This is a genomic window from Streptomyces sp. NBC_01717, from assembly GCF_036248255.1.
Taxonomy (GTDB): Bacteria; Actinomycetota; Actinomycetes; order Streptomycetales; family Streptomycetaceae; genus Streptomyces.
Genome location: NZ_CP109178.1, coordinates 6790939 through 6811461, shown reverse-complemented (window position 1 = coordinate 6811461; position 20523 = coordinate 6790939). Strand labels below are relative to the sequence as shown.

At 69.1% G+C, this 20523-nt stretch carries 15 protein-coding genes; 6 read left to right on the top strand and 9 right to left on the bottom strand.

Annotation, left to right across the window (positions count from 1 at the left end):
• Nucleotides 1-9: 9 nt before the first annotated feature.
• Nucleotides 10-3546: a DNA polymerase III subunit alpha gene (gene dnaE / locus OHB49_RS30810; RefSeq protein WP_329164199.1), complete on the bottom strand. Its 3537-nt coding sequence runs from the start codon at nucleotides 3544-3546 to the stop codon at nucleotides 10-12.
• A gap of 169 nt (nucleotides 3547-3715) precedes the next feature.
• Here dnaE and OHB49_RS30805 point away from each other — a divergent pair, with 169 nt between their 5' ends.
• The 5 genes from OHB49_RS30805 (at nucleotide 3716) to OHB49_RS30785 (ending at nucleotide 9778) form a co-directional block, all read left to right on the top strand.
• On the top strand, nucleotides 3716-5041 hold the full coding sequence (locus tag OHB49_RS30805) for a DUF2252 domain-containing protein (protein WP_326603158.1): 1326 nt from the start codon (nucleotides 3716-3718) through the stop codon (nucleotides 5039-5041).
• 66 nt (nucleotides 5042-5107) lie between these two features.
• Nucleotides 5108-5839 (top strand): hypothetical protein, encoded by a 732-nt coding sequence (locus OHB49_RS30800; protein WP_329164197.1) that lies wholly within the window; start codon nucleotides 5108-5110, stop codon nucleotides 5837-5839.
• A gap of 51 nt (nucleotides 5840-5890) precedes the next feature.
• On the top strand, nucleotides 5891-6706 hold the full coding sequence (locus OHB49_RS30795) for a DsbA family protein (protein ID WP_329164195.1): 816 nt from the start codon (nucleotides 5891-5893) through the stop codon (nucleotides 6704-6706).
• A gap of 140 nt (nucleotides 6707-6846) precedes the next feature.
• Nucleotides 6847-8508 carry an alkaline phosphatase D family protein gene (locus tag OHB49_RS30790; protein WP_329164193.1) on the top strand — a complete coding sequence of 554 codons (1662 nt, stop codon included), beginning with the start codon at nucleotides 6847-6849 and terminating at the stop codon, nucleotides 8506-8508.
• 286 nt (nucleotides 8509-8794) lie between these two features.
• A complete protein-coding gene (locus tag OHB49_RS30785) occupies nucleotides 8795-9778 on the top strand; it encodes a zinc metalloprotease (RefSeq protein ID WP_329164191.1) in 984 nt (327 codons plus the stop codon).
• A 60-nt stretch (nucleotides 9779-9838) separates the two neighbouring features.
• Here the strand turns inward: OHB49_RS30785 and OHB49_RS30780 are convergent, their stop codons facing one another.
• The 6 genes from OHB49_RS30780 to OHB49_RS30755 all read right to left on the bottom strand — a co-directional run bounded on the left by OHB49_RS30780 (nucleotide 9839) and on the right by OHB49_RS30755 (nucleotide 15062).
• On the bottom strand, nucleotides 9839-10408 hold the full coding sequence (locus OHB49_RS30780; RefSeq protein ID WP_313936851.1) for a dienelactone hydrolase family protein: 570 nt from the start codon (nucleotides 10406-10408) through the stop codon (nucleotides 9839-9841).
• Nucleotides 10409-10495: 87 nt separating this feature from the next.
• Nucleotides 10496-12082, bottom strand: a complete 1587-nt coding sequence (locus tag OHB49_RS30775; protein WP_329164189.1) for a Na+/H+ antiporter — start codon at nucleotides 12080-12082, stop codon at nucleotides 10496-10498.
• A gap of 115 nt (nucleotides 12083-12197) precedes the next feature.
• Nucleotides 12198-12677 carry a GNAT family N-acetyltransferase gene (locus tag OHB49_RS30770; RefSeq protein ID WP_329164187.1) on the bottom strand — a complete coding sequence of 160 codons (480 nt, stop codon included), beginning with the start codon at nucleotides 12675-12677 and terminating at the stop codon, nucleotides 12198-12200.
• Nucleotides 12674-13615 (bottom strand): RluA family pseudouridine synthase, encoded by a 942-nt coding sequence (locus OHB49_RS30765; RefSeq protein WP_313936854.1) that lies wholly within the window; start codon nucleotides 13613-13615, stop codon nucleotides 12674-12676. The genes OHB49_RS30770 and OHB49_RS30765 overlap by 4 nt, the downstream gene beginning before the upstream one ends.
• Nucleotides 13616-13638: 23 nt before the next feature.
• Complete coding sequence (gene lspA / locus OHB49_RS30760) at nucleotides 13639-14223, bottom strand: signal peptidase II (protein WP_327124466.1); 585 nt, start codon at nucleotides 14221-14223, stop codon at nucleotides 13639-13641.
• Nucleotides 14224-14282: 59 nt separating this feature from the next.
• Nucleotides 14283-15062: a TraR/DksA family transcriptional regulator gene (locus tag OHB49_RS30755; RefSeq protein ID WP_329164183.1), complete on the bottom strand. Its 780-nt coding sequence runs from the start codon at nucleotides 15060-15062 to the stop codon at nucleotides 14283-14285.
• 538 nt (nucleotides 15063-15600) lie between these two features.
• On the opposite strand from OHB49_RS30755, the gene ileS reads away from it, so the two are divergent.
• The gene (gene ileS / locus OHB49_RS30750; RefSeq protein ID WP_329164182.1) at nucleotides 15601-18750 is read left to right on the top strand and encodes an isoleucine--tRNA ligase; all 3150 of its coding nucleotides are present in this window, start codon (nucleotides 15601-15603) and stop codon (nucleotides 18748-18750) included.
• Nucleotides 18751-19028: 278 nt separating this feature from the next.
• Here the strand turns inward: ileS and OHB49_RS30745 are convergent, their stop codons facing one another.
• Nucleotides 19029-20153 carry a DivIVA domain-containing protein gene (locus OHB49_RS30745; protein ID WP_030972884.1) on the bottom strand — a complete coding sequence of 375 codons (1125 nt, stop codon included), beginning with the start codon at nucleotides 20151-20153 and terminating at the stop codon, nucleotides 19029-19031.
• 49 nt (nucleotides 20154-20202) lie between these two features.
• On the bottom strand, nucleotides 20203-20487 hold the full coding sequence (locus OHB49_RS30740) for a YggT family protein (protein WP_030919359.1): 285 nt from the start codon (nucleotides 20485-20487) through the stop codon (nucleotides 20203-20205).
• Between the last annotated feature and the right edge of the window lie 36 nt (nucleotides 20488-20523).

Sequence of the window (20523 nt, the reverse complement as noted above, 5' to 3'; positions counted from 1 at the left end):
GGTGGTCGCTCAGCCGGCCAGGCAGGACGGTCCGAGCAGCACCTTCAGGTCGCCGAAGAGCGCCGGGTCCGGCTGGACCCGGTGCCGGTCCAGCCGCAGGACGGTGGTCTTCCGGGGGCCTTGGAGCTTGATCCGCACCTCGGTGTTGCCACGGTGGTTGCTGAGCACCTCGCCGAGGCGGGCGACCATCGGCGGCGTGATCTTGACCGTGGGGATGGTGAGCACCACCGGTGCGTTGGTCCCCGCGGACGAGAGGTCGGGGACCTGCATCTCCATCGCGACCAGCCGCGGGATGTCCTCGCGCTTGTCGAGCCTCCCCTTGACGAAGACGACGGTGTCCTCGACGAGTTGGGTGGAGACCAGCTGGTACGTGGCGGGGAAGAACATGCACTCGATGGAACCGGCGAGGTCCTCGACGGTGGCGATGGCCCAGGCGTTGCCCTGCTTGGTCATCTTGCGCTGGAGCCCCGAGATGATGCCGCCGATGGTGACGATCGCGCCGTCGGCGTGCTCGCCGCCGGTCAGCTGGGAGATCGCCGCGTCGGACTTGTCGGACAGGACGTGCTCGATGCCGAAGAGGGGGTGGTCGGAGACGTACAGCCCGAGCATCTCGCGCTCCTGGGCCAGCAGATACGACTTCTCCCACTCGATGTCGGAGAACTCGACGTCGAGCCCGAAGCCCGGCTCGTCGCTGTCCTCCTCACCGCCACCGAAGAGGTCGAACTGCCCCTCGGCCTCCTTGCGCTTGACCTGTACCACGTTGTCGATCATCGGCTCGTGGTGGGCGACGAGGCCCTTGCGCGTGTGGCCCATCTCGTCGAAGGCGCCGGCCTTGATCAGTGATTCGACGGTCCGCTTGTTGCAGACGACCGCTTCGACCTTGTCGAGGAAGTCGGGGAAGGTGCTGTACTTCCCCTTCGCCTTGCGGCACCGGATGATCGAGTCGACGACGTTCTGTCCGACGTTACGGATGGCCGTCAGCCCGAAGAGGATGACGTCGTCGCCCTGGGCGGCGAAATTCGACTCGGACTCGTTGACGTTCGGCGGGAGCACCTTGATGCCCATGCGGCGGCACTCGTTGAGGTAGACCGCGGACTTGTCCTTGTCGTCCTTGACCGAGGTCAGCAGCGCCGCCATGTACTCGGCGGGGTAGTTCGCCTTGAGGTACGCCGTCCAGTAGGTGACCAGGCCGTACGCGGAGGAGTGCGCCTTGTTGAACGCGTACCCGGCGAACGGGACCAGCACGTCCCACAGGGCCTGGATCGCCGCGTCGGAGAAGCCGTTCTTCTTCGCGCCCGCCTGGAAGAGCACGAAGTTCTTGGCCAGCTCGTCGGCCTTCTTCTTGCCCATCACGCGGCGCAGGATGTCGGCCTCGCCGAGCGAGTACCCGGCGATGATCTGGGCGGCCTTCTGCACCTGCTCCTGGTAGACGATCAGGCCGTAGGTCAGGCCGAGCGTCTCCTTGAGCGGCTCCTCCAGCTCCGGGTGGATCGGGGTGATCTCCTGGCGGCCGTTCTTGCGCTCGGCGTAGTTCGTGTGCGAGTTCATGCCCATCGGGCCCGGCCGGTACAGGGCCGAGACGGCGGAAATGTCCTCGAAGTTGTCGGGCTGCATCTGGCGCAGCAGCGAACGCATCGGACCGCCGTCGAACTGGAAGACACCGAGCGTGTCACCGCGGCACAGCAGCTCGTACGTCTTGGGGTCGTCCAGCGGAAGAGCGAGCATCTCCAGATCGATGCCCTTGTTGGCCTTCACCATCTTGATGGCGTCGTCCATGATCGTGAGGTTGCGCAGGCCTAGGAAGTCCATCTTCAGCAGGCCGAGCGACTCGCACTGCGGGTAGTCCCACTGCGTGATGGTGACGCCGTCGGTGTGCCGCACCCAGACCGGGGCGTGGTCGACGATGGGCTCGCTGGACATGATGACGCCGGCGGCGTGCACGCCCATCTGCCGGACCAGTCCCTCGACGCCCTTGGCGGTGTCGATGACCTTCTGGACGTCCGGCTCGTTCTCGTACATCCCCCGGATCTCGCCCGCCTCGCTGTAGCGCGGGTGCTTGGGGTCGGTGATCCCGGAGAGGTCGATGCCCTTGCCGAGGACATCGGCGGGCATGGCCTTGGTGAGCCGGTCGCCCATCGCGTACGGGTAGCCGAGGACGCGGGCGGAGTCCTTGATCGCGTTCTTGGCCTTGATCTTGCCGTACGTACCGATCATGGCGACCTTGTCGGCGCCGTACTTCTCGGTCACGTACCTGATCACTTCGACGCGCCGGCGCTCGTCGAAGTCGATGTCGACATCGGGCATGGAGACACGCTCGGGGTTGAGGAACCGCTCGAAGATCAGCCCGTGCGTGATCGGGTCGAGGTCGGTGATGCCCATGGCGTACGCGACGATCGAACCGGCGGCGGAGCCTCGGCCGGGGCCCACCGCGATGCCGTTGTTCTTGGCCCACATGATGAAGTCGGCGACGACGAGGAAGTACCCCGGGAACCCCATCTGGATGATGATGTCCATCTCGTACTCGGCCTGCTTCTGCCGGTCCTCGGGGACGCCGCCGGGGTAGCGGCGGTTCATGCCGACCCGGACCTCTTCCTGGAACCAGGTGATCTCGGTGAAGCCGTCCGGGATGTCGAACTTCGGCATCAGGTCGCGCTTCTCGAACATCCCGCTGGTGTCGATCTGCTCGGCGACCAGCAGGGTGTTGGCGCATCCCTGCTGCCAGGCGTCGGAGGAGTCGACGGCGTACATCTCGTCCGTCGTCTTGAGGTAGTAGCCCGTGCCGTCGAACCGGAAGCGGTCCGGGTCGGAGAGGTTCTTGCCGGTCTGGATGCAGAGCAGCGCGTCGTGCGCGGCGGCCTCGCCGGCGTACGTGTAGTGCGAGTCGTTCGTCACGAGCGGCGGGATGTTCAGCTTCTTGCCGATTTCGAGGAGCCCGTCACGGACCCGGCGCTCGATCTCGATGCCGTGGTCCATCAGCTCCAGGAAGTACTTGCCCTCGCCGAAGATGTCCTTGTAGTCGGATGCCGCCTGGACCGCCTCGTCGAACTGGCCGAGCCGCAGGCGGGTCTGCACCTCGCCGGACGGGCAGCCGGTGGACGCGATCAGGCCCTCGGACCACTGGGAGATGGTCTCCTTGTCCATCCGCGGCCACTTCTGCAGCCAGCCCTCGGCGTACGCGTCCGAGGACAGCCGGAAGAGGTTGTGCAGCCCGGTGCTGTTCGCCGCCCAGATCGTCTTGTGGGTGTAACCACCGGAACCCGAGACGTCGTCGCGCTTCTGGTGCGGCTGGCCCCACTGGATCTTCCGCTTGTGCTTGCGCGACTCCGGGGCGACGTACGCCTCGATGCCGATGATCGGCGTCACCTCGGCCTTCTTCGCCTGATGGAAGAAGTCGTACGCCCCGTGCAGGTTGCCGTGGTCGGTCATCGCGATGTGCGACATGCCCATTTCATTGCAGGCCGCGAACATGTCCTTGAGCCGCGCGGCACCGTCCAGCAGCGAGTACTGGGTGTGGACGTGAAGGTGCGTAAAAGGCGGCTTGGTCACGGCGTCGGGCCTCCGGGGAAACAAGCAATGACGGACTGGGGGGACAGCGTGGAAGTCTACGTCTCCGGACTGACAGCCGAGGGGCACTCCCGAGTACCGTCACGCGTTGAGGGGACGGAGACGCCCGTCCCATTTGTCATGAACGCCAGGTACCAGGAGGCACCCAGAAATGTCGGAAGCGCAGACCGGCGCAGCGCAGCGCGGGGAGCAGATTCTCGAGGTTTTCGACACCGCTTTCGGCCAGCTCCTGGCCGCGGACCCGGCGGCCTTCCGGGTCAAGTTCCGCAAGATGGCGGGCTCGGCGTTCGCCTTCTACCGGGGCACGGCGTGCCTGTTCTACAACGACCTGGAGCGGGAGCGGCACGGCGGCCCGTACCTGGACGACCGGACCGGCCGGGTGTGGATCCACGGCGATCTGCACGCGGAGAACTTCGGCACCTACATGGATGCCAACGGCCGGCTGATCTTCAATGTGAACGACTTCGACGAGGCGTACGTCGGCCCGTTCACCTGGGACCTCAAGCGGTTCGCCGCCTCCGTCGCCCTGATCGGGTACGCGAAGGCGCTGGGCGACGACCAGATCAGTGAGCTCGTCCGGGTCTACGCGGCGGCCTACCGCGAGCGGATCCACGCGCTCGCGACAGGCGCGAAGAACGACGAGGTGCCCCCGTTCACGCTGGACACCGCCGAGGGCCCGCTGCTGGGAGCGCTGCGCGACGCCCGGTCGCTGACCCGGTTCTCGCTGCTCGACTCGATGACGGAGATCCGGGACTTCGAACGCCGGTTCGCGGCGGGCGGCGGCGCGATCGATCTGGACGCGGCGACGCGCTACAAGGTGCTGGCCGCGTTCGACGGCTATCTGGAGACGCTGCCCGAGTCGAGCCTGACCCGCCCCGACTCGTACCGGGTGAAGGACGTCGTCGGCCGTCGCGGCATCGGCATCGGCTCGGCCGGCCTGCCCTCGTACAACATCCTTCTGGAGGGCAACAGCGACGCCCTGGAGAACGATGTGGTGATCTACATCAAGCAGGCGCAGACCCCGGCGGTCTCCCGGCACATCACCGACGCGGCCGTGCGCGACTACTTCCAGCACGAGGGGCACCGCACGGTCATCTCGCAGCGCGCCCTGCAGGCCCACGCCGACCCGTGGCTCGGCTGGACCGAGCTGGACGGCTCCGGGCAGCTGGTCGCCGAGGTCTCGCCGTACGCGGTCGATCTGGACTGGTCCGACATCGACGAGCCGGAGGAGATCGCGGCGGTCATCGCCGACCTCGGCCGGGCTACGGCGACGATGCACTCCGCGGCGGACGACGAGAGCGGCCACTCGCTGGTGCCGTTCTCCACCGAGCGGGCGATCGACGCGGCGATCGCGGCGGACGAGGAGGGCTTCGCCGGGCTGCTGGTGGACTTCGCGCACAGCTACGGGGCCCGGGCTCGCGCCGACCACCAGATCTTCGTGGACCTCTTCCGCAACGGCCGCATCCCGGGGCTGTGAGCCTCCTCACCGAGCGGTGCCCCCTTTAGGGGTCGCTTACAGGTTCACATGGCACACTCTCGGGCGATGGACATATCGGGGACGCAGCTCAGAGTCGTTCGCGCGGCGCTTTTCACAGCGCTCGTCGTGACGCTCTCCGCTGCGTCCCATGTGCTGCTGTCCCAGGTCCCGCTGCCTCTGACGGTCGTCGGCGCACTGGCCGGCCTGGTCTTCGCCGTGGCGTACGCACTGGCCGGCCGGGAGCGCGGCTTCGGTGCGATCGCCGGACTGCTGGTGCCGCTGGAGCTGACCGCCGACACCGTCTTCACCACGGGCCAGCACCTCTGTTACGGCGCGGCGGGCGGCCCGATCGCAGGCCCGTTGCGTTCGGTCGGTGTGGACGTCCTGTGCGGCGGCGGCGATGTCGGTGCCGGGTCCGCACAGCTCGGCCGCGTCGGCGCGGTGGGCACCCCGCTGGCCTCGGTGACCGGACCCGGGCACGGTGCGGCCGCCCTGCTGGCCTCACCGGGCCCCGCCGTGCCGTGGCTGCTGCTGGCCGCCCATGTGACGGTCGGTCTGCTGGCCGCGGCCTGGCTGCGGCGCGGCGAGTCCGCGCTCGCCGGTCTGCTGCGGGCGGTCGCCGCCACGGCGTTCCGGCCACTGCTGATCGCGGTCGCCGTGGTCGGCACAGCCTTCCGCTCCGTGCGCCGCGCGGCCCGGCCCGCGCCGTACGGTCCGCACCTCCTCGCGCACGTCCGTCTCCTCGTGCACTCCGTGGGACGGAGGGGACCGCCGCTCTCGGCCTGCGCCACCGCCTGAGCGCGCAAGTCCCTGACGACGTACGCCCCACACACCACGGAGAGAACAACCATGAGCAAGCGCAACAGCCAGGCCAACAAGGCAGCCGCCCGTGAGCGACTGCGCGCCGAGCGCGAGCGCCAGGCCAAGAAGGACAAGGTCCGCAAGCAGGTCGTCGTCGGCCTCTCGGTCGTCGCCGTGCTGGCGGTGGCCGGCGGCGTCGGCTACGGCGTGATGCAGCTGAACAAGCCCTCCCACTGGGAGGCGGCCAAGGACGCGAAGAACGTCACCGCGCCGAAGAACACGTCGGGCACCGACGGCACAACCGTCGTCGTCGGCAAGTCGACGGCGAAGAAGACCCTCGAACTGTACGAGGACTCCCGCTGCCCGATCTGCGCCCAGTTCGAGCAGACCGTCGGTGAGACGGTCCACAAGGACGTCGACGCCGGCAAGTACAAGATCAAGTACGTCGGCGCGACGTTCATCGACAACAGCGACAACGGCGAGGGTTCGAAGAACGCGCTCAGCGCGCTGGGTGCGGCTCTCGACATCAGCCCCCAGGCGTTCCTCGACTACAAGTACGCGCTCTACTCCGCGAAGTACCACCCGGAGGAGGCCGACGACAAGTTCGCCAAGGACTCGTACCTCATCGAGGTCGCGAACACCGTGCCCGAACTGAAGGACAACAAGGCGTTCCAGAAGGACGTCAACGACGGCACGTACGACAACTGGGCGATCAAGATGTCCGAGACGTTCGACAAGAGCGGCGTCCAGGGCACCCCGACGCTGAAGATGGACGGCAAGACGCTCACCGGCGAGGGCACCAAGAACGCCCCCATGACCGTCGCCGACTTCAACACCGCGATCACCAAGGCCCTGAAGGGCTGAGACCGACCAGCACAGGGGGGCGGCGACGCCGTCCCCCACGTGCCGGTCGGTCCAATTCCGGGCGGCGGCTTCCCGACGGGTGGGCGAACTTCCTTTGTTCGCCCACCCGTTCGGCGTACTGGTCAGTAGGGTTCTGCTCCGTGACCAGTCGACACCTTTCTTCGTCTCTCTCCGCTCCCAGCCGCCGCACGCTCGTGAAGGCCGCTGCCGCCACCGCCGTCGCGGCTCCCGTGCTCGGCGCCGCCACCGGCGCCCGCGCCGCCGACGGACCCGCCTTCCTGCACGGCGTCGCCTCCGGCGACCCGCTGCCCGACGGCATCCTCCTGTGGACCCGCGTCACCCCCACCCCCGACGCCGTGCCCGGCTCCGGCCGCGGCGCCGACACGGCGGTGCGGTGGGAGGTCGCCGAGGACAAGGAGTTCGCCCGGATCGTCGCGCAGGGCTCCACCGTCGCGAGGGCCGCATCCGACCACACCGTCAAGGCCGACGTCCGGGGCCTGGCCCCGGCAACCACGTACTGGTTCCGATTCTCGGCGGGCGACGGCGGGGCGGTACGGTCCCCGGCCGGCCGCACCCGTACGGCTCCGGCGGCCGGAGCCGCCACCCCGGGAGTGCGCTTCGGGGTGGTGTCGTGCGCCAACTGGGAGTCCGGCTACTTCTCCCCGTACCGTCATCTCGCCGCCCGCGCCGACCTCGACGCGGTCCTCCATCTCGGCGACTACATATACGAGTACGCGTCGGGCAGTTACCCGGAAGCGAAGTACGTCGTACGGCCGCACGAGCCGCGGAACGAGATCCTCACCCTCGCCGACTACCGGACCCGGCACGGCCACTACAAGACCGACGCCGATCTGCAGACCCTGCACGCCACGCATCCGGTGATCGCGATCTGGGACGACCACGAGTTCGCCAACGACGCCTGGTCGGGCGGGGCCGAGAACCACACGCCGGGCACGGAGGGCGCCTGGGCCGACCGGGCGGCCGGCGCCAAGCAGGCGTACTTCGAGTGGATGCCGGTCCGCGCATCCACCGAGGGCACGGTCTACCGGCGGCTGCGCTTCGGCAACCTGGCCGATCTCCACCTCCTCGATCTGCGCACCTTCCGCTCCCAGCAGTCGACGATCGGCAACGGTTCGGTCGACGACCCGGACCGCACGATCACCGGCCGGGCGCAACTGGACTGGCTGAAGTCGGGCCTGGCCGGTTCGGACGCCACCTGGAAGCTGGTCGGCACGTCGGTGATGATCTCGCCGGTCGCGTTCGGTTCCGTGCCCGCCCATCTGCTGGAGCCGCTGGCAGGGTTGCTGGGTCTGCCCAAGGAGGGGCTCGCGGTCAACGTCGATCAGTGGGACGGCTACACGGACGACCGCAAGGAACTGATCACGCATCTGCGGGACCGGTCGATCACCAACACGGTCTTCCTGACCGGCGACATCCACATGGCGTGGGCCAACGACGTGCCGGTGAAGGCCGCGACGTACCCGCTCTCGGCGTCGGCCGCCACGGAGTTCGTGGTGACGTCCGTGACCTCGGACAACCTCGACGACATCCTGCACGTCGCACCGCAGACGGTCTCCGTGCTCGCCGCGGCGGCGGTCAAGGCCGCCAACCGCCATGTGAAGTGGGTGGACATGGACTCGCACGGCTACGGCGTCCTCGATGTGACCGCCGAGCGCTCGCAGATGGACTACTACGTGGTCTCCGACAAGACGAAGCGGGACGCGACCGCGGCCTGGACGCGTTCGTACCGGACGCTCAGCGGCACCCAGAAGGTCGAGCGGGTGGACCGCCCGGTGCGCTGAACGTCCATTTCCAGCCATGCCAGGCCGTGTTGACGGCGCATTACATCGCCACGGCGGGTGGCGCGTTCCCTTGTCCCAATGGGGACACACCACCCGCCGGGGTGACGCGCGACGTTACGTCCGCATCTCAAACTCCGGAACGCACAGAAATATTTCTTCCCGTATCCCCGGTTTGCCCGACGATTGATTGGGCCTGATCGATTCTCCTCAACATGTGACATGCACACGTAATCTCCCGGCGGCGGGTGAGGAAATTCCTACCCCCACACATCCGCGAGGAGTTTCTGTGCGCACTCTTGCCCGTATATCGCCGCGTATACGTAACCGTGCGATCGGCACCGTCGTCCTGGCCGGAACCCTGGTCCTGGCACCACTCTCCGCGCCCACCGGCTCAGCCGCCGCCAAGGTGTCCTCCGCATCCGCATCGGCCGAGAAGTGCGCGAGCACCGACGCCACCGCGCGCCAGGCCCGCCCCTCCGGCACCAAGCACGCCGCGGAGCCCAACGAGCTCACCGCGACCCAGGCCAAGGCCATGGACACGCAGTTGAAGGAGAGACTCGCGGACCGCCGGGTCAGCGGAACCACGCTGGCCGCCGGAGCGACCATCCCGGTCTACTTCCACATCATCCACTCCGGTACCACCGGCAAGCTCACCACCGGCGACATCAGCAGCCAGATGAACGTGCTGAACGCGGCCTACAGCGGCCAGGGCACCGGCAACACCGACACCGGCTTCCAGTTCTCGCTGGCCGGCACCGACTACACGGACAACGCCGCCTGGTACAACCTCTCCTCGGGCTCGTCCGCCGAGAGGGCGATGAAGACGGCGCTGCGCAAGGGCGGCAAGAACGCGCTCAACGTCTACACGGCCAACCTCGGTGGCGGGCTGCTCGGCTGGGCCACCTTCCCCAGCTCGTACAACTCCAGCCCGAGCATGGACGGCGTGGTGATCCTCGATGCCTCGCTGCCGGGTGGCTCGGCCGCCAACTACGACGAGGGCGACACCGCCACCCACGAGGTCGGCCACTGGATGGGGCTCTACCACACCTTCCAGGGCGGCTGTAACGGCAACGGCGACTACGTCTCCGACACGCCTGCGGAGAAGAGCGCCGCGTTCGAGTGCCCGACCGGACGCGACACCTGCACCAACAAGACCGGGGTCGACCCGATCCACAACTTCATGGACTACACGTACGACTCCTGCATGTACCAGTTCACCCCGGGCCAGGTGCAGCGGATGAGTGACAGCTGGGCCGCGTACCGCGCCTGATCCACGGTCGACGCCGCCGGGGCCCCGTACACCGTCACGGTGGCGGGGCCCCGGGTCCGTCTACAGGGTGGCGAGGAAGCCGAGCGCGACCTTCCAGGTCAGCTCGGCCGCCGCCGCGTCGTAGTCCGGCAGATCCGGGTCCGTGAAGAGGTGGCCGGCCCCGGGGTAGCGGTAGACCTCGACATCGGCGCCGGTCCGCTGCATCTGCAGATACCAGGAGTTCAGCCAGTCGTGTGTCTCGAACGGGTCCGGGTCGGCGACATGCAGCTGTACGGGCAGCTCGTCGACCGACGCGTTCTCGGCGATGTCCGACGTGCCGTGGAGCAGCAGCAGTCCGCGCGCCTTCTCGTCACCGAGCGCCAAGGTCTGGGCGGTTGACGCGCCGAAGGAGAAGCCCGCGTAGACCAGGCCGCGCTCGGAGTAGGGCGCGGCGGCCAGCACGGCGCGCCGGAGGAGTTCGTCCTTGCCCACCTCGTCCTTGAAGGCCATGCCCTCCTCGACGGTCTCGAACGTGCGCCCGTCGAAGAGGTCGGGCACGTACACCTCGTGCCCGGCTGCACGAAGCCGGGCGGCGGCCGCGTGCACCGCGGGGCGCAGGCCGTACGTCGAGTGGAAAAGCATGATGTTCATGGGAGCAATGGTGCCAGTTGCGGCCGACAGCACGGTGACCGACAACACCACGGCCGCCGGCCCCCGGCACTACGGCAGGCCCTGTCGTCAGCGCAGGCTCCGAACGTCCAGCTGACGCAGCACCCGGTCGACCACCTCCGGATCCGTCCCCGTCTCGCTGCGCGCCGACAGCACCGCATGGCGGGCCGCGGACATCATCTCGCTCTGGATCCGGCTGACCGCCCGGAGCCGCTCGGCACGCTGCGCATACGCCTCACGCCGGTCCTCGTCGACCATCTCGGGGCTGATCCGCGCCCCCACGTCGTAAGCCAGTCGCAACAGCCGCTCCACGACCTCCTGCGGGAACTCCTCGACCTCCTGGATCTCCCTGAGCCGCTGCCGCGCGGCCTTCGCGGCGCGGATCGCCAGGTCCCGTTCCAGTGCCGCCTGCGCCTCCGTGTCCGCGCGGACGCGTAGCCTGCGCACCAGCCACGGCAGGGTGAGCCCCTGGAAGACCAGGGTCGCCATGATCACGGCGAAGGCGATGAAGACGATCTCGTCGCGGCCGGGGAAGGGCTTCCCGTCGTCCGTCTTCAGCGGGATCGCGAGGGCCAGCGCGACCGTGGCCACGCCGCGCATCCCGGCCCACCACATGACGACGGTCTCGCGCCAGCTGGCGGGGAGCTCCTCGCTGTAGTCGCGGCGGGTGTGCAGCCGCTTGGCGAGCCAGGTGGCGGGCAGCAGCCAGAGCAGCCGTACGCCGACGACGACCGCGACGATCACCAGTCCCCAGCCGGTCATCTGCCAGGCGCGGCCGGCCGACATACCGAAGACGTTGCGCAGTTCGAGGCCGATCAGGCCGAAAGCCACCCCGGTGACAAGGGTGTCGACGATCTCCCAGAAGGTGCGGCCGGTGAGCCGGCCCAGCACGTCGTCCGCGTCGGCGGTGTGTTCGGCGAGGAAGAGCGCGGTGGTCAGCACGGCGAGCACGCCCGACCCCTGCAGCTCCTCCGCGAGGACGTAACTCACGAACGGCACCAGCAGCGTCAGCCCCACCTGGAGAGTCGCATCGCCGAGCAGGCCCATGAGTTTGATGGTCAGCCAGCCGAGCGCGAGACCGACCGCCACGGCGACCACCGCGGACAGGACCAGCAGCCCGAAGGCGTGCGGCAGCGAGAAGGTGCCGCTCACCGCTGCGGCGATCGCCACGTGATAGAGCACGATCGCGGTCACGTCGTTGAACAGCCCCTCGCCCTCCAGGACGGAGACGAGCCTGCGCGGCAGCCCGAGCGATCCCGCGACGGCGGTCGCGGCGACCGGGTCGGGCGGGGCGACGAGCGCGCCGAGCGCCACGGCCGCGGCGATGGGCAGCCCGGGGACGATCGCGTTGGCCACGGCGGCGACGGTGGCCGTCGTCACGAAGACCAGGGCCACGGCCAGCAGAAAGATCGGGCGCCTGTTGGCGGCGAACTGCCGCCAGGAGGTGCGCTGCGCGGAGGCGTAGAGCAGCGGCGGCAGCAAGGCGGGAAGAATGATCTCCGGCGGGATGTCCACTTTCGGCACGAAACCGATGAACGCCATGGCCACTCCGGCGAGCGTCATCAGCACCGGCGCCGGCAGCCCCAGACGCTCCCCCAGCGGCACCGTGACCACGGCTCCGAGCAACAGCAGCAGGAGCAGTGCCATCTGGTCCACGATGTGCCTTCCGGAGCGTTCCTGGTGGACGCGGAGCGCGCTGGGGTCTGCCGGGCTGACGCGGACGTGTGCCGGGGTGCCGCTCCGGTCCGTACGACCGGGGCGGTGCCTGCTGTCAGAGAGTGCGGCGCATCGCCCGGTGGGCGATCCCCGCATCCGCGAACTCGGGGCCGTACGCCGCATACCCGAGCCGCTCGTAGAAGCCGAGCGCGTGGGTCTGGGCGTGCAGGTCCACGGCGACGAGACCGAGCCCGCGGGCCGCGTCCTCGATGGCCCCGACCAGCGCCACGCCGACCCCGAGGCCGCGCGCCCGCTTGGCCACCGCGAGCCGGCCGAGCGAGCCGACGGTGAGGTCGCCACCTGTCTTGGCGGCCACCCCCGCGCCGTGCAGCAGCCGTCCTGTACCGAGCACCGAACCGTCCGCCGCGACGGCGACGACATGCACCGCGTCCGCGTCGTAGGCGTCGTACTCGATCTCCTCGGGCACGCTCTGCTCGCCGACGAAGACTTCCTTGCGGACCTGGAAGCAGGCCGCGAGGTCGCTCTCGTCGACGGCTATGCGGGTGGTGTACGGGGCCGGGGTGCCGGTGGTCATTCGCTCTCCGCCGCGATCTTGTCCAACGCGTTCTGCAGGTCGTCCGGGTAGCTGCTGGCGAACTCCACCCAGCTGCCGTCCGCCGGGTGCTCGAAGCCGAGCCGGACCGCGTGCAGCCACTGCCTGGTCAGCCCGAGACGCTTGGCCATCGTCGGGTCGGCACCGTAGGTCAGGTCGCCCACGCAGGGGTGACGGTGGGCGGACATGTGCACGCGGATCTGGTGGGTGCGGCCGGTCTCCAGCTTGATGTCGAGGAGGCTGGCCGCCCGGTACGCCTCGATGAGGTCGTAGTGCGTCACGGAGGGCTTGCCCTCGGCCGTGACCGCCCACTTGTAGTCGAGGTTGGGGTGACGCCCGATGGGGGCGTCGATGGTGCCGCTCATCGGGTCCGGGTGGCCCTGGACCAGCGCGTGGTACTTCTTCTCGACGACCCGGTCGCGGAACTGGCCCTTCAGCACCGTGTAGGCCCGCTCGGACTTGGCGACGACCATCAGGCCGGAGGTGCCGACGTCGAGACGGTGCACGATGCCCTGGCGCTCGGCGGCGCCGGACGTCGAGATCCGGTACCCGGCCGCGGCGAGACCGCCGATCACGGTGGTGCCGGTCCAGCCCGGGCTCGGGTGGGCGGCCACCCCGACGGGCTTCATGATCACGACTATGTCGTCGTCGTCGTGCACGATCTCCATGCCCTCGACGGGCTCGGCGACGATCTGCACCGGAGCGGGCGCCTGCGGCATCTCCACTTCCAGCCAGGCGCCGCCCTGCACGCGCTCGGACTTCCCGACCACGGCCCCGTCCACCTGCACCTTCCCGGCAGCGGCCAGCTCGGCGGCCTTGGTGCGGGAGAAGCCGAACATCCGGGAAATGGCGGCGTCGACACGCTCACCTTCCAGACCGTCGGGTACGGGCAGGGTGCGGACCTCGGGATACGTACTCACCTGTCGAGTATGCCTTGCCCCCGCTAGTCCTTGTGCACGGTGCCGTCGGGGTCCAGGCCCTTGAAGGAAAGGATCACGATCAGGATGCCGCCGCAGACGATGGCGGAGTCCGCGAGGTTGAAGACGGCGAAATGCGCGGGGGCGATGAAGTCCACCACCGCGCCCTTGAAGACGCCGGGCGAGCGGAAGATCCGGTCGGTGAGGTTGCCGAGCGCTCCGCCGAGCAGCAGACCGAGGGCGACGGCCCACGGCAGGCTGTAGAGCTTGCGGGCAAGCCTGGCGATGACCACGATCACAGTCGCCGCGATGACGGTGAAGATCACCGTGAATGCCTCGCCGATGCCGAACGCGGCGCCGGCGTTCCGGATCGCGTCGAACCGCAGCCAGTCGCCGAGCACCTCGACGGGCTCGTGGTGCTCCAGCTTCGCGACCACGATCATCTTGCTGATCAGGTCGAGCAAATAGGCGAAAACGGCCACGGCGAAGAGCACCATGATCTTCCGCTTGCCCTTGCCCGGGACCTCGCCCTGGACCTTGTCCCCGGCGCCCTCGGTCCCCTCAGCTCCAGGGATGTCCGGCGTACCGATGATGCGCTCCGCCTCTGCCACGTGAGTCCCTCAACCTAGGTTCCTGACCGAAGACGAGAGTACGACACGCCACCCGCGGATCAGCTGCGGCGCTCCTGCTTCTGTTTGTCCTCGACACAGAGAGTGGCCCGGGGGAACGCCTGCATCCGCGCCTTGCCGATCGGCTTGCCGCAGATCTCGCACAGTCCGTACGTCCCCGCGTCGAGCCGGGCCAGCGCCCGCTCGGTCTGCTCCAGCATCTCCGTGGCATTGGCGGCGAGCGCCATTTCGTGCTCACGGGTGATGTTCTTCGTGCCGGTGTCCGCCTCGTCGTCACCGGCCCCGTTGCCGGAGTCCCTCATCAACCCGGCGAGCGCGACCCCGGAGGCCTCCAGCTCACTGCGCAGCCGCATGATCTCGCTGGTCAGTTCGGCCCGCGCCTCGGAGACCTCCTCCGGCGTCCAGGGGTCCTCGCCCGGCCGTACGGCCAGCTCCCCGGGTTCTGTCGCGGCGGCCCGGGCAGGCGGTACGGGCGCTGCGCCCTTGCCGGCCGTGCGGGTCCGGGCTGCGCTCTTCTTGGCTACCACCGTGTGGGCTCCCGTCTCCTCGGCGGCCTCGGCCGCCCCCGTGTCCGCCGCAGCGGCCTTCTTCGAAGCCTTCTTGACCGCGCTCTTCTTCGCAGTGGCCTTCTTGGCCGGAGCCTTCTTCGCCACGGCCTTCTTCGCTGCCGCCTTCTTGGTCGCCGTGCTCTTCGCCACGGCCTTCCTCGGAGCCGCATCCGCAGCGGTCTGCGAGCCGGCCTCCTCGGTCGTCGCCTCGGCCGCCGCGCCCGTGGATCTCGCTGACGCCGACTTCTGTTCGGCGGTCTTCTTCGCCACCATGGCCGCGGCCCCTTCACATATTGTGATCTTGCACGCGAATCGTGCTGGGACGATAAATCGACCCCAGCCCCGCGGCAACGGGGCACGCCGCCGGATCGCCCCTCCTCGTGCCGGATCACCGCGCGCCTGAAACCGTTGTGCCCAGCTCCCCGCCCGGTAATCCGGCTCCCGGCCCCCGCCAGGACTCCGTACGACCCGTCGCGCCATTCGGGTCACGGTCGCGACCCCTGGATAAACCGGTCGGCCGTCGCCCGTACGGGCCCGTACACTGGCCCCAGCGAGAGGCATGGATGGGACGAGTAGCGTCGTAGGCAGCCAGGAGCGACCCGGGGACGGTGGGAGCCCGGGGGCGAGCGCGTCGTGAAAATCACCCGGAGCCGTCGGAAGAACGCCGCAAGGCAAGTAGAACCGGCATCGCGACCCCAATGAGGGGGCCACGGGCGCACACCCGGGGCCAAGGAGGGTGGTACCGCGGGAGCCGGCACGGTTCTCGTCCCTCCGACGGAAGTGGAAAACGTCCGCCGGAGGAATCTCGCCCATGACATCGCCGCAGTACCGCCAGGTACCCGCCCAGGTCGACCTTCCCGCGCTGGAGCACGCCGTGCTCGACTTCTGGCGCGAGAGCAAGGTCTTCGCCAAGAGCCTCGAACAGTCCGAGGGCCGCCCCGAGTGGGTCTTCTACGAGGGCCCGCCGACCGCCAACGGCATGCCCGGCGCCCACCACATCGAGGCCCGCGTCTTCAAGGACGTCTTCCCCCGCTTCCGCACCATGCAGGGCTACCACGTGGGCCGCAAGGCCGGCTGGGACTGCCACGGACTGCCGGTCGAGCTCGCGGTCGAGAAGGAGCTGGGCTTCAACGGCAAGAAGGACATCGAGGCGTACGGCATCGCCGAGTTCAACGCCAGGTGCCGCGAGTCCGTGACCCGCCACACCGACGCGTTCAGCGAGCTGACGACCCGAATGGGCTACTGGGTCGACCTGGACGACGCGTACCGCACGATGGACCCGTCGTACGTCGACTCCGTCTGGTGGTCCCTGAAGGAGATCTTCAACAAGGACCTGCTGGTCCAGGACCACCGCGTCGCCCCGTGGTGCCCGCGCTGCGGCACCGGTCTCTCGGACCACGAGCTGGCGCAGGGTTACGAGACGGTCGTCGACCCCTCGGTCTTCGTACGCTTCCCGCTCACCTCCGGCCCGTTGGCCGGCGAGGCCGCCCTGTTGGTCTGGACGACCACCCCGTGGACGCTGGTCTCCAACACCGCGGTCGCCGCGCACCCCGACGTCACCTACGTCGTCGCGACTGACGGCGAGGAGAAACTCGTCGTCGCCCAGCCTCTCCTGGAGAAGGCACTCGGCGAGGGCTGGGAGGTCACCGGCCAGTCCTTCACCGGCCGCGAGATGGAGCGATGGGAGTACGAGCGCCCCTTCGCCCTGGTCGACTTCCCGGCCCCGGCGCACTACGTCGTCAACGCCGAGTACGTGACGACCGAGGACGGTACGGGTCTGGTCCACCAGTCCCCCGCGTTCGGTGAGGACGACCTCAAGGTCTGCCGCGCCTACGGTCTGCCGGTCGTGAACCCGGTCCGCCCCGACGGCACATTCGAGGAGAACCTGCCGCTGGTCGGCGGCATCTTCTTCAAGAAGGCCGACGAGGCGCTCACCGAGGACCTGGCCGCGCGCGGCAAACTCTTCCGCCACGTCCCGTACGAGCACAGCTACCCGCACTGCTGGCGCTGCCACACCGCGCTGCTCTACTACGCGCAGCCGTCCTGGTACATCCGCACGACCGCCATCAAGGACCGGCTCCTCGAAGAGAACGAGAAGACCAACTGGTTCCCGGACTCGGTCAAGAGCGGCCGCTTCGGCGACTGGCTGAACAACAACGTCGACTGGGCGCTGTCCCGCAACCGCTACTGGGGCACCCCGCTGCCCATCTGGCGCTGCGAGGACAATCACCTCACCTGCGTCGGCTCCCGCGCCGAGCTCACCGACCTCACCGGCGCCGACCAGTCGGACCTGGACCCGCACCGTCCGTTCATCGACGCGATCACGTTCACCTGCACGCACGAGAACTGCCAGCTGGAGGCGTACCGCGTCCCGGAGGTCATCGACGCCTGGTACGACTCGGGTTCGATGCCGTTCGCCCAGTGGGGCTACCCGTACAAGAACAAGGAGCTCTTCGAGAGCCGCTACCCGGCGCAGTTCATCTCCGAGGCCATCGACCAGACCCGCGGCTGGTTCTACACATTGATGGCCGTCGGCACGCTGGTCTTCGACAAGTCGTCGTACGAGAACGTGGTCTGCCTGGGCCACATCCTCGCCGAGGACGGCCGGAAGATGTCCAAGCACCTGGGCAACATCCTCCAGCCGATCCCGCTGATGGATCAGCACGGCGCGGACGCGGTCCGCTGGTTCATGGCGGCGGGCGGCTCCCCCTGGGCGGCGCGGCGCGTGGGCCACGGCACGATCCAGGAGGTCGTGCGCAAGACCCTCCTCACGTACTGGAACACGGTTGCCTTCCAGGCCCTGTACGCCCGTACGTCGAACTGGGCACCGTCCGCGGCCGACCCGGCCCCGGCGGACCGCACGGTCCTGGACCGCTGGCTGCTCAGCGAGCTGAACGCACTGGTCGACCAGGTCACGCAGGCACTGGAGGGCTACGACACCCAGCGCGCCGGCAAGCTCCTCTCCGCATTCGTGGACGACCTGTCCAACTGGTACGTACGCCGTTCCCGCCGCCGCTTCTGGCAGGGCGACAAGGCGGCGCTGCGCACCCTGCACGACGTCGTCGAGACGGTCACCCGGCTGATGGCTCCGCTGACCCCGTTCCTCACCGAGCGGGTCTGGCAGGACCTGGTCGTCCCGGTCACCGTGGACGCCCCCGAGTCGGTCCACCTCTCAAGCTGGCCGAAGGCGGACCTCACGGCCATCGACCCGGCCCTCTCCACCCAGATGGCACTGGTACGCCGCCTGGTCGAGCTCGGTCGGGCCACGCGCGCGGAGTCGGGCGTCAAGACCCGCCAGCCGCTCTCCCGGGCCCTGGTCGCGGCGTCGGGCTTCGACGCGCTCTCCCCCGACCTGCACGCCCAGATCACGGAGGAGCTGAACGTCTCCTCGCTGGCCTCCCTCTCGGAGGTCGGCGGCTCACTGGTCGACACGACGGCGAAGGCGAACTTCCGGGCGCTGGGCAAGCGGTTCGGCAAGGGCGTCCAGGCGGTCGCGAAGGCTGTGGCGAACGCCGACGCGGCGGCGCTCTCGCTGGCCCTGCGCGAGGGCACGGCATCGGTCGAGGTGGACGGTGAGCAGGTCACCCTCTCCCCCGACGAGGTGATCATCACCGAGACGCCGCGCGAGGGCTGGTCGGTGGCCTCGGACTCGGGCGCGACGGTCGCTCTGGACCTGGAGATCACCCCGGAACTGCGGCGCGCGGGGCTGGCCCGTGACGCGATCCGGCTGATCCAGGAGGCCCGCAAGAACAGCGGCCTGGACGTCGCGGACCGCATCGCAGTCCGCTGGACGTCCACGTCGCCGGCGACGGTGGAGGCCCTGACCGAGCATGCGCCGCTGATCGCGGACGAGGTGCTGGCGCTGGACTACGCGGAGGGCGAGGCGGACGAGGCGTACGGCGCCCCGTTCGAGGACGAGGGCCTGTCCCTCACGTTCCGCCTCCGCAAGACGGAGCAGTAGCCCGCACCGGAGCAGCAAAAGGGCCCGGCCGGAACGATTCCGGCCGGGCCCTTTTGCTGCCCGCGATCGCCGGAGGGGCCTGATCTTCCCGCCTCGTCGGCGACTGCGGCGCGGGGTCCGGGGTGGCACCCCGGTCCGGGAGGAGCGGGTAGGTGACAAGGACCGCCACGGGCGCACCCGCAGCCTCTGCACACGGCAAAAGGGCCGGGCCCCGGGGAAATCCCCGGGGCCCGGCCCTCAGCCTGCCGACGGCTACGCGCTCAGCGCGCGCAACCCGCTCAGTTGTCGTCCTCGTCGATCAGGAACCCACGCATCGGCGACGGAGCCTGCTGCATCGGCTGCGGCGCCTGCGGCCGCACCGGTGCCATCGGCTGCGTCATGGCCGGCGACATCTGCTGCTGGCCACCGTAGGACGGTCCGGCGCCCATGGACGGGTTGCCGCCCATCTGCGGGCCACCGTGACCACCGTGGTTGCCACCCATGGTGTGACCCATGGCACCCGCACCGGCCGGAGCCAGCGAGGGCGACGGCGGCAGCGAAGCGGCAGCCGGGGTCCGCGGCGGGGCCAGCGAGTCGTCGGCCTGGGTCTCCAGCTGACGCAGCTGGCTCTCCAGGTAGGACTTCAGCCTGGTCCGGTACTCGCGCTCGAAGCCACGCAGGTCCTCGACCTTGCGCTCCAGCGTCGCGCGGGCCGACTCCAGCGAGCCCATCGCCACGCGGTGCTTCTCCTGCGCGTCCCGCTCCAGCGCGTCCGCCTTGGCACGCGCGTCGCGCTCCAGGCCCTCGGCACGGCTCCGCGCCTCGCCAACGATCTTGTTGGCCTCGGAACGGGCCTCCGCGATCGCCTGGTCGGCGGTCTGCTGTGCGAGCGAGAGGACACGGGCGGCGCTGTCGCCACCGGGGCCCTGACCGGGCTGCTGCATCTGCGGCGGCTGCATCTGCTGCATCTGCTGCATCTGCTGCGGCGCGTGACCCATGGGACCGCCCATGGGGCCGCCCTGCATCGGGCCGGGGCCGTGCTGACCCTGAGGGCCGGGGCCGTGCTGACCCGGACCGTGACCGCTGGGACCGGCGGGCAGCTGCGGAGCACCACCGGGCAGCTGGGGGGGACCCATCTGCGGGGGCTGCTGCTGCTGGACCGGCGGACCCGATATGGCGGCGGGCACGGGTGCCCCGGGCCGGTCCTGCGGCTCCGGCTTCCGCATGCCCTGCTGCTGGTTCTGCGCGGCGGCACGCGTGGCGGCGGCCAGCTTGGCGCGCAGGTCCTCGTTCTCACGGAGCAGGCGGGTCAGCTCGGACTCGACCTCGTCCAGGAAGGCATCGACCTCGTCCTCGTCATAGCCTTCTCGGAGACGGACGGTCGTGAACTGCTTGTTCCGCACGTCCTCGGGGGTCAGCGGCATCTCTTCTTCACCTCTACGTAGTCGTCGGCAGTCGGCAAGACCGTATCGTTCACAGCCTGGTCACAATCGCGATCAGGATGTAGACGATGATCATCAGAACGAAGAAGGACAGGTCGAGTGCCACGCCCCCGAGACGCAGCGGCGGAATGAACCGCCGCAGAAGCTTGAGCGGTGGATCGGTGACAGTGTAGGTGGCCTCGAGAAGCACCACCATCGGCTTGCCGGGCTGCCATGAACGTGCGAACTGGAAGACGTAGTCCATGACCAGCCGGAAGATCAGCACGATGAGGAAACACATCAGCGCGATATAGACAACCTGCAGTGCGACGCCCATTTCGCGCTTCCCTCTCCCCTGGCTCTCGTAGCTCCG

Bases quoted from the DNA above. Each gene is read 5' to 3' on its own strand.
- OHB49_RS30805 (WP_326603158.1), top strand. From the start codon at position 3,716: ATGTCGGAAGCGCAGACCGGCGCAGCGCAGCGCGGGGAGCAGATTCTC.
- OHB49_RS30800 (WP_329164197.1), top strand. From the start codon at position 5,108: ATGGACATATCGGGGACGCAGCTCAGAGTCGTTCGCGCGGCGCTTTTC.
- OHB49_RS30795 (WP_329164195.1), top strand. From the start codon at position 5,891: ATGAGCAAGCGCAACAGCCAGGCCAACAAGGCAGCCGCCCGTGAGCGA.
- OHB49_RS30780 (WP_313936851.1), bottom strand. From the start codon at position 10,408: ATGAACATCATGCTTTTCCACTCGACGTACGGCCTGCGCCCCGCGGTG.
- OHB49_RS30770 (WP_329164187.1), bottom strand. From the start codon at position 12,677: ATGACCACCGGCACCCCGGCCCCGTACACCACCCGCATAGCCGTCGAC.
- OHB49_RS30755 (WP_329164183.1), bottom strand. From the start codon at position 15,062: ATGGTGGCGAAGAAGACCGCCGAACAGAAGTCGGCGTCAGCGAGATCC.
- ileS (WP_329164182.1), top strand. From the start codon at position 15,601: ATGACATCGCCGCAGTACCGCCAGGTACCCGCCCAGGTCGACCTTCCC.
- OHB49_RS30745 (WP_030972884.1), bottom strand. From the start codon at position 20,153: ATGCCGCTGACCCCCGAGGACGTGCGGAACAAGCAGTTCACGACCGTC.
- OHB49_RS30740 (WP_030919359.1), bottom strand. From the start codon at position 20,487: ATGGGCGTCGCACTGCAGGTTGTCTATATCGCGCTGATGTGTTTCCTC.